The 9,360-nt window shown below is 41.7% G+C and carries 7 protein-coding genes; 6 read left to right on the forward strand and 1 reads right to left on the reverse strand.

The window, feature by feature from the left end; translation table 11 throughout:
* Nucleotides 1-337 precede the first annotated feature (337 nt).
* Complete coding sequence (locus WAZ74_RS03840; protein WP_422305982.1) at nucleotides 338-1,834, reverse strand: aldehyde dehydrogenase family protein; 1,497 nt, start codon at nucleotides 1,832-1,834, stop codon at nucleotides 338-340.
* A 451-nt stretch (nucleotides 1,835-2,285) separates the two neighbouring features.
* On the opposite strand from WAZ74_RS03840, the gene WAZ74_RS03845 reads away from it, so the two are divergent.
* The 6 genes from WAZ74_RS03845 to WAZ74_RS03870 all read left to right on the forward strand — a co-directional run bounded on the left by WAZ74_RS03845 (nucleotide 2,286) and on the right by WAZ74_RS03870 (nucleotide 8,988).
* Entirely contained in the window at nucleotides 2,286-2,915 is a 630-nt protein-coding gene (locus tag WAZ74_RS03845; protein WP_422305984.1) for a TetR family transcriptional regulator, read from the forward strand.
* 293 nt (nucleotides 2,916-3,208) lie between these two features.
* The gene (locus WAZ74_RS03850) at nucleotides 3,209-4,417 is read left to right on the forward strand and encodes an iron-containing alcohol dehydrogenase (RefSeq protein ID WP_422305986.1); all 1,209 of its coding nucleotides are present in this window, start codon (nucleotides 3,209-3,211) and stop codon (nucleotides 4,415-4,417) included.
* A 110-nt stretch (nucleotides 4,418-4,527) separates the two neighbouring features.
* Complete coding sequence (locus tag WAZ74_RS03855; protein ID WP_422305988.1) at nucleotides 4,528-5,577, forward strand: NADP-dependent oxidoreductase; 1,050 nt, start codon at nucleotides 4,528-4,530, stop codon at nucleotides 5,575-5,577.
* Nucleotides 5,578-5,755: 178 nt separating this feature from the next.
* Nucleotides 5,756-6,433: a type 1 glutamine amidotransferase domain-containing protein gene (locus tag WAZ74_RS03860; protein ID WP_422305990.1), complete on the forward strand. Its 678-nt coding sequence runs from the start codon at nucleotides 5,756-5,758 to the stop codon at nucleotides 6,431-6,433.
* Nucleotides 6,434-6,469: 36 nt separating this feature from the next.
* Entirely contained in the window at nucleotides 6,470-7,105 is a 636-nt protein-coding gene (locus WAZ74_RS03865; protein WP_422305992.1) for a glutathione S-transferase family protein, read from the forward strand.
* A 266-nt stretch (nucleotides 7,106-7,371) separates the two neighbouring features.
* Nucleotides 7,372-8,988, forward strand: coding sequence for an MFS transporter (locus WAZ74_RS03870; protein ID WP_422305994.1), 1,617 nt, complete (start codon nucleotides 7,372-7,374; stop codon nucleotides 8,986-8,988).
* The last annotated feature ends 372 nt before the right edge of the window (nucleotides 8,989-9,360 follow it).

The raw sequence follows: 9,360 nt of genomic DNA on the forward strand, positions 1-9,360 counted from the left end.
TGAATGAACACCGTAAGTTACAGTTTATTAAGGACTTTCTTGCGTCAAAGTCACTCAAATAGCATGAATTATGTCCATTAGCGACTACCGTCTACTTTTTAGCATGAATTTTGTCCATTACACCTAAAGGTTAGCTTTTATCAACACTTCGGCAATGCTAAAACTTAAGTTGCCACAAGCTTAAAAATAGTCCCTAAATATTCCTCGTTATTATGTACAAACAAAAAGACCGCCATCGTGGCAGTCTTTTTTTATACTGAAAATTCAATCCAAAATATTTAAAACAGAGTATTTAGAACGGCTGCTTTTAAAACAACTTTTTTTAGAATGGCTGCTTTTAGAATGGATAATCGCGCGGCGTATGTTGCACCGAAATCCAATGTAAAGTCGTAAACTCTTCTAAGATCCATTCACCATTAAAGCGGCCAATACCCGAATTCTTCTCACCACCAAACGGCACATTACTGCCGTCATTGGCCGAGATGTCATTGATATGCGTCATGCCAGCTTTAATACCGCGAGCAAAGCGCAGACCTTTTTCCATATCTTTAGTGAATACCGCACTTGATAGCCCGTACATAGAATCATTAGCAATCGATAGCGCATCATCCTCATCTTTAGCACGAATAATACCAACCAAGGGTCCGAATACTTCGTTACGTGACAAGTCCATATCGCGAGTGACTTCCGTAAAGATGTGTGGCGGCACCACTTGACCTTTAATCTCACCACTCAATATTATTTTCGCGCCTTCCTCTTGCGCCGTAGCAATCTTATCTTTTAACGATTTTACTTGTTTTGCATTAATAATCGGACCTACTGCGGTATCTGCTTTACTAGGGTCACCGACGCTTAATGTCTTAACATGAGCAAGGAAACGCGCTACAAAGTCATCGTAAATCTCGTCTTCAACAATGATACGATTAATGGCAATACAAATCTGACCTTGATGTAAGAATTTACCAAAGGCCGCGGCTTTTACGGCTTGCTCAATATCAGCATCTTTTAACACCACAAATGGACTGTTACCACCCAGCTCTAACGCCAATTGCTTGAGATAGTCGCCGCCATTTGCCAGCTCGCCGATATGCTTGCCTACTGATGTTGAACCAGTAAACGATACCAAACTTGGGATATCGTGGGTAACAATGGCGTCCCCTATTTCACTACCAGCACCGACGACCACATTAAGCAAACCTTTTGGTAAACCCGCTTCTTCAAATATCTTAGCGAGTAATAAACCACCAGTAATTGGCGTATCACTAGCAGGCTTTAGTACCACTGCATTACCCAATGCTAAAGCAGGGGCAATCGAGCGCTGGGTTAGATGTAGCGGAAAATTCCATGGACTGATAACTGCAATCACACCCATCGGTTCACGATAGATAAAATTCTCTTTGCCTGGTGTATTAGACGGGCGAATCTCGCCATGTACACGATTGGGAAAAGAAGCTGATTCGAGGGTAATCGCGCGCGCATTACCAAACTCTGACATTGCCTTAATACGCGTACTGCCCGATTCCTTGATTAGCCAATCGACAATCTCATCTTGGCGTTGATCTAAAATTGCAACCACTTTATACAGTACACCTGCCCGCGTCGCTGGGGTTTGCTGTGCCCATTCAGCCTGCGCCATCGTTGCCGCTTGATAAGCTTCATCAAGCTGTTGTTTAGTCGCTTGCTGAATCTCTACCAGCGTATCACCGTTATAAGGATTGGTATCAGTATTGACACTATCGTCATCGCCTTTTTGCCATTCACCGGCGATATATTGCAAATGGAAATTATTATAGGCGTTACTGTTATTAGGGGCGTCAGTATTATTGGTAGTCATTATTATTCCTATTTTTTATTTAGAAGGTTATTCTTAAAATTGATTTTAAAATGTATATGTTGAGCCATTACTTACATATATAAGCTGAAGGTTCGAGCTAATCAGTTGCGATGCAACAAAATTAGATAATAAAGTTAGATAACAAAGCTAGATAATAAAACAACAAAGCTAACTTGCTAGACGACTGGTCTAATGCTAACATAAACACTATCAAAACAAGAACAATTTGTTATTTAACTTTGTTGAAAAAACGTAACGTTCATAAAATAACTTTTCTACATAAACCATGCTACATAAGACTCTGTTACATACATTGTTGCGCTGCATAAATTGCTACATCAATTATAAAAGTTATATAAGCCAAGATAATCGATTTATACCTTTAGTTAGTTTTAACAGCAATATTTTAATAACCACCTTTTAACAAAATACCAAGGAGAACATTGCCTTTATGTTCGATACCAAGACCACTACTTCATCAGATAACTCCCTTTTAAATACGGCTATAGATACTAGAGCGCATCTGTTAGCCACTGGCTATAAGCTCATCGCACAAAAGGGCTTTACCGCTGTCGGTATTAAGCAGATTTTAGACACAGCAGGTGTGCCCAAAGGCTCTTTTTATCATTACTTTGCCTCAAAAGAAGCCTTTGGTGAAGCTATCATCACTCACTACTTTACCCAGTATAAGAACCGTCTGGAAACACTTGGTGTACAAGACGTTAACGCACAGCAGAAGCTCTATGACTACTTTCAAAACTGGTACGATACTCAGCAAAATGGCTGCGATCATGAAAAGTGTTTGGTGGTCAAACTTAGCGCTGAGGTCGCTGATATGTCAGAGCCGATGCGTAAAGTATTATATGAAGGTTATCAGCAAACGATTACATGGCTCGCTACCCAAATCAAAGCAGGCTGGACGGACCATTCTGTACCGCACCCTGATAATGTGTCTGCTGAAAGCATGGCTAAGCGTTGGTATTTTTCATGGCTTGGCGCCAGCTTAGTCGCTAAGATTAGTCAAACCAATACGCCATTAGCAGAAGTATGGCAGATGACCACGACACAAATGGGACGCTAATAACGTTCTGTTTGCGCGCCTTTTTTAGCGATTGAATGAGCCTGACTTAATTGACCAGATTGTTTATATCACCGTCATTTTATATCGCTGTAATTAGCAACCAATTCTATTCTTTGGCTATACGATAGTTTTGTAATCATTAATAAAAATTACTAGACGACCGGTCTAATTAATGTACAATGCGGACAGATGCAAAGAACACGCATAACTTATATTTAATCATTCGTATGTGATCATTCGATTTTAGAACACTCATTAAACACTTAATTACTTACTTACTTATCAGGAATCTTATGAATAACTTTCAATACTACAATCCAGTACGCATCGTTTTTGGTGAAGATCAAATCAAGCAACTATCAGATTTAGTACCTAGTGATGCTCGCGTCCTTATTACTTATGGTGGCGGTTCAGCTCAGCGCACAGGTACTTTAGATGAAGTAAAAACTGCCTTAGCAGCCAGTGGCAACCGTGAAGTATTTGAGTTTGGTGGTATTGAACCCAATCCAGAATTCGTCACACTATTAAAAGCGGCCGATATGGTCAATGAACATAACATCGACTTTTTATTAGCAGTGGGTGGCGGTTCAGTCATTGATGGTAGCAAGTTTGTAGCGCTAGTTGCTTCACTAACCGAAGAAGACGGCACTGTGTCACGTGAACAAGCTTGGGATGCCCTAACAAGCTATTGTAGAAATATAGACTCTGCAGTTGATTTAGGCGCAGTGTTGACTATCCCAGCAACAGGTTCTGAGATGAATTCAGGCGGCGTTGTTAATTATAGCGAGCGCCAAGCGAAACTACCGTTTGGTAACCCACTTGCCTTTCCTAAGTTCTCAATTTTAGATCCTACTAAGACCTTAACACTACCTGAGCGCCAAGTAATGAACGGTGTCGCTGATGCCTTCGTCCACGTGATGGAGCAGTATCTGACCTATCCTGTCAATGCAAAAGTCCAAGACGCCTTTGCTGAGAGTTTACTTAAAATTCTGATTGAGGAAGGCGCAGCGGTTAAAGCTGACCCAGAAGATTTAGAAACGCGTAAAAACATAATGTGGACAGCCACTATGGCTCTGAATGGTCTAATTGGTACAGGCGTACCACAAGATTGGACGACACATATGATTGGTCATGAGCTGACGTCATTACATGCGATTGATCATGCACGCACCTTAACCATTGTATTACCATCAGTGATGCGTGAACTTAAAGACAGTAAAAAAGACAAATTGCTTCAATATGCACGTAATGTGTGGAATATCAAAGACACCGATCAAGACGAAGATGCGGTCATTGAAGCGGCTATCGTGCACACTGAAAACTTCTTCCGTGATCTTGGGCTGCCTGTTAGCTTAGAAGACGCAGATTTAGACGCCTCTGCCATTGATCCAATCATCAAACAGTTAGACGCTCATAAAATGGTGAAATTGGGCGAACATGGTAAAAATGACTTAGCAGTCTCACGTCGTATTCTAGAGCGTGCAGTAACCAGTCACGCTTAGTATTTTTATACATTAGTAACAAATAGCAGCTATTCAGTATTGAGTGGCTGTTATCTTAAAAAAACTAATAAATAAAATGAACAATCATAAATAAAGTAAGGAATATAATTATGAGTTTTGACAATAATCAGAACCAACAACAGAACCGCCAAATTAAACTTGCCAGCCGTCCACACGGCGCACCAACTGTAGATAATTTTGAATTGACTACTGGCGAGATTCCAAAACCTAATCAAAGTGAAATGCTATTACGCACTGTCTATCTATCGCTTGACCCTTATATGCGTGGACGTATGAGTGATGCTGCAAGCTATACTGACCCACTGCAAGTTGATGACGTTATGACTGGCGGCACAGTGGCGCAAGTGGTTGAATCTAACGTTGATAACTTTGCAGTAGGCGACTTAGTAGTGTCCAACTCTGGCTGGCAGGACTATAGCGTTAGTGATGGCGATGGCGTGCTGAAGCTTGACAAAGACATGTCTAACCCTTCTTACGGCTTAGGTGTCCTTGGTATGCCCGGCTTCACTGGCTACATGGGATTGACTGATATCGGTAAACCAAAAAAAGGCGAAACGTTAGTCGTCGCAGCAGCAACGGGTCCTGTCGGCGCAACGGTCGGACAAGTCGGTAATAAGCTCGGTTTACGTACTGTTGGCGTGGCGGGCGGTGCTGAAAAATGTGCTTATGCGGTCAACGAATTAGGCTTCGATGCTTGTATTGACCATAAGGCCGATGATTTTGCCGAGCAATTAAAAGCCGCTTGCCCAGATGGTATCGATATTTATTACGAAAACGTAGGTGGTAAAGTGTTTGACGGCGTATTACCACTATTAAACGCCCATGCACGTATACCAGTATGCGGTCTAGTCTCACAATATAACGCCACTGAATTGCCTGATGGTAAAGACTGTTTGGGTGTCCTAATGGGCAACGTTCTAAGCAAACGTCTAACTATCAAAGGCTTTATTATCTTTGAAGAATACGGTGACCATTTTCCAGAGTTCTTGAAAACGATGGGTGCATGGGTTGAGTCAGGCGACGTAAAAACAAAAGAATATCAAGCTGACGGTTTGGCACAAGCACCGCAAGCGTTCTTTGACATGCTAGAGGGTAAAAACTTCGGTAAAACCGTGGTAAAAGTTGCTGACGTTAAATAAGTTTTAACATTATTCATCAGTAATGCTCCTCAAAAAAAGTTACGGTTAGCACTCATGTTTATAAAGTTAGGAAAAGCAGACTTATAAATGATGCCTGCTAACATACAATTTTAACCACACAATATTAAACACACAACGTTAACTACATAATGTTAATCAATAATAAATAAGGATAATTATGAATATTTTAATGGTACTAACCTCACACGATAAATTGGGCGATACTGGCAAAAAAACTGGCTTTTGGCTAGAAGAATTTGCGGCTCCTTATTATGCGTTTTTAGATGCTGGCGTTAATGTCACTCTAGCCTCTCCTGCTGGTGGTCAACCGCCGCTTGATCCAAGTAGCGATACCCCAGATGCGCAAACAAAAGATACCACGCGTTTTAAAGATGATAGCGAAGCCCAAGAACGTCTTGCTAGCACTAAAAAACTTGCTGATATGAACGCTGAAGACTTTGATTCAGTATTTTATCCTGGTGGTCACGGTCCACTTTGGGATTTAGCAGTCGACAAAAACTCTATCGAATTAATCGAAACGTTTGTTAAGCAAAACAAACCAGTTGCTTTTGTCTGCCATTCACCTGCCGCGCTTAAAAACGTTAAAATTGACGGTGAATACTTAGTAAAAGGCAAAACAGTTACTGGCTTTACTAACACTGAAGAAGAAGGTGTTAACCTTGTAGACGTGGTGCCCTTTTTAGTTGAAGACATGCTAAAAGCCAATGGCGGCAACTATGAAAAAGCGGCAGATTGGGAATCTTATGTGGTGGAAGACGGCTTATTGATTACCGGTCAGAACCCAGCGTCATCAGAAGAGGCTGCCAAACGCCTACTTGCAAAGCTACAGGCTTAACATCAACAGAAAAATACAGTAACAAAGGCTGACATCATGATTCGCTTGCACCATCTTAACCAATCACGCTCGTTACGTACGCTATGGCTTTTAGAAGAATTGGGGCAACCTTATGAACTGATTAGTCATCAGCGTGATGCGAAAACGCATCTAGCACCAGACAGCCTAAAAGCTGTGCATCCTCTTGGTAAATCTCCGGTTATCGAGATGGATAATCAGCTCTACGCAGAGTCAGGGGCTATTACTGAGCTGTTGATTGAACGCTTTGCAGCAGATAGTCTGCGCCCTGCTATAGATAGCGCAGATTATGGTCATTATCTACAGTGGATTAACTTTGCTGAAAGCTCACTCATGCTGCCACTGTTACTTGAGTTATTTACTCATAAAGCAGGCGCTGGTGATAATGAGTTTTTAAAAGGTTATATCAGCCAAGAAAAGCATAAGCTGCTGAGCTACTTAAATGATGAAGTTGAAGGCAAATCGTTTATCGTCGGTAATAAGCTAAGCGGTGCTGATTTTATGTTGTCATTTGATTTAATTATGTTAGCCAAGCATGGTGCGTTAGAAGATTACGCGCACATTAAACAATATGCACTACAACTGGCAAGCCTTGATAGCTACCAGCGTGCCATGCGTTTAGAGGCCAATTATGATGAAACCAACCGAGCATAAATAAGCATCGAAATAAATATTTAAGAAAAATATGATAAAATAGCCCAAGTATATCTTGGGCTATTTTTTTGCCTGAGAATGTTGCTGTTTGCAACTCTGCTGATTATAACCTTATTAATAATAGCTTTAATTTTGATAGCGTTGATAAGGCTGAGCGCTTTTATAGCGGTTACTTTTATAATAGCGATCTTGCTACTGACTTGTTATTAACTTGGGAGCTATATCATGTCCTTACTCTATTTCCCTATACAGATTAGCATGTGCCCATGAGTACCGACTATCAGTTTAAGCCGCATGAACAGCCATTTATGTTGGGCTCGCCCGCCACTCCTGACCATCCTGTGCGCCGCAAGGTGCTGTATTTGCTTATCGGTATTTTTATTGGTCTGACTGCCAGCTTCCAAAACGGTCTACTGGTTGCGAACCTGACCCAAATTCAAGGGGAAATGGGCTTAACACCAGTAGAAGGCGGCTGGATATCGGTTGCTTATAACATGACCAACGCCTGCGTTACTGTGCTGTTATATAAAATTCGCCAACAATTTGGTATGTCACTATTTAGTAAAATTACCTTATTTTTTCTACTCGCCGCAACCAGTATGCAGTGGTTAGTTAGTAGTAATCTATTAAGTGCGACAACTGGCATTAGAATTGAACCATATTATTTAGAACTTATCGCCCGAGGTTTTAGTGGCGTGGTAGCCAGTGCGATGACGGTACTGTCTATTTTTTACTGTCTACAAGGTATGCCTACCGCTCGGCGTATTAGTGGGCTAATTCTAGGTTTTGGCTTGGTGCAATTTGGTATTCCATTATCGCGTATCATCTCGCCTTTCCTTGCCATTGACGGGCAGCTTGAAAGCTTGTTTTTATTTCAAGTAGGTTTGGCACTGATATGCTTTGGCCTGATTAATATATTAGAGCTGCCACCAGGTAATACCGAAAAGGTATTTGAGAAGCTAGATATCGTCAGCTTTGCTTTTTTTGCCAGTGGTCTTGCGGCGTTGGCGGTATTCTTAGTACAAGGGCGTATCTTGTGGTGGACGACACCTTGGCTCAGCTATCCGCTGATTATTGCGGTTGTCACTATTAGTATCGCTTTATGGATTGAAACGCATCGCAAAAATCCGATGCTACAAGTACGCTGGATGCGTAGCCGCACTATTATTGCTTTTATGATTACCGGTGCCGTCATGCGGATTCTATTGTCTGAGCAAAGCGTTGGTGCTGCAGGATTATTAGCAAATCTTGGCTATGGCAATGATCAGCTGATTATTTTTTATGCGGTGATATTGGTAGCTAGCGCACTGGCATTGGTGATTAGTATCTTTACGACCAATGCGATGGATCTGCGTCGACCAGTTATTTTCGCTGTTGCTCTCATTGCGATTGGGGCGTGGATAGACACAGGTGTGTCGCTAAACTCTGCGCCTTCGATGTTTTATCTCAGTCAGTTTATGATCGCTTTTGCCGCCGTTTACTTTATGGGTCCAATGGTGTTTGAAGGCATGTTTCGTGCTATTGCCAACGGTCCTGCTTATATTATTAGTTTTTCGGTGGTTTTTGGTATTTCACAAACGGTTGGCGGTTTAGCAGGTGCAGCGGCCATTCAAGCCTTTACCACCATTCGTACGCAAATGCATTATGCGGATATGGTCAGCTCGATGAGTGGTGATAGTCCTGCCATGATGACGCAGATTCTTCAAGGCGTTCAACGCCAAGCAACCGTTGCTGCTTACGATGATTTATTCTTTTTAATGGCAGTGAGCGCTACCGTTACGACAGCTTATCTATTGATTGTCTATTTTTATTATCGTTATCATAAACGCAATCCGCTTGCTAAAGAGCTAGCCGCGTTAGCAGAAATGATGGGCAAAAAATAGCAGATAGTACGAATTTTAGCGTGTATCCTATATTCACTACTACCCTATCATTATTATTTTAAAGTTACCTACTATGTCTAATGAATCCATTAGGAGCGCATCATGAGCGAAGAGAAACCCAATAGTTTAAATGATGCGAGCGCACCTAACAAAACGGCTCCAACGTCAGCGGACTTACCAGCTGCAACGCACATTGAGTCTAGAGCTGAAACAACTAAGCTTGAAACAGCTCCAGCTGAAACAACTGAACCGCCCCGTGATTGTCGGAGACCTAATATTCTGAGAGAATACGACAATGAAAACACGAAATTACACTCCTGAGATTAAAGAACGCGCAGTTCGCATGCTGATTGAAGCAGCAGGCGACTATCC

It is taken from the genome of Psychrobacter sp. (genome assembly GCF_049295055.1).
Classification (GTDB): domain Bacteria; phylum Pseudomonadota; class Gammaproteobacteria; order Pseudomonadales; family Moraxellaceae; genus Psychrobacter.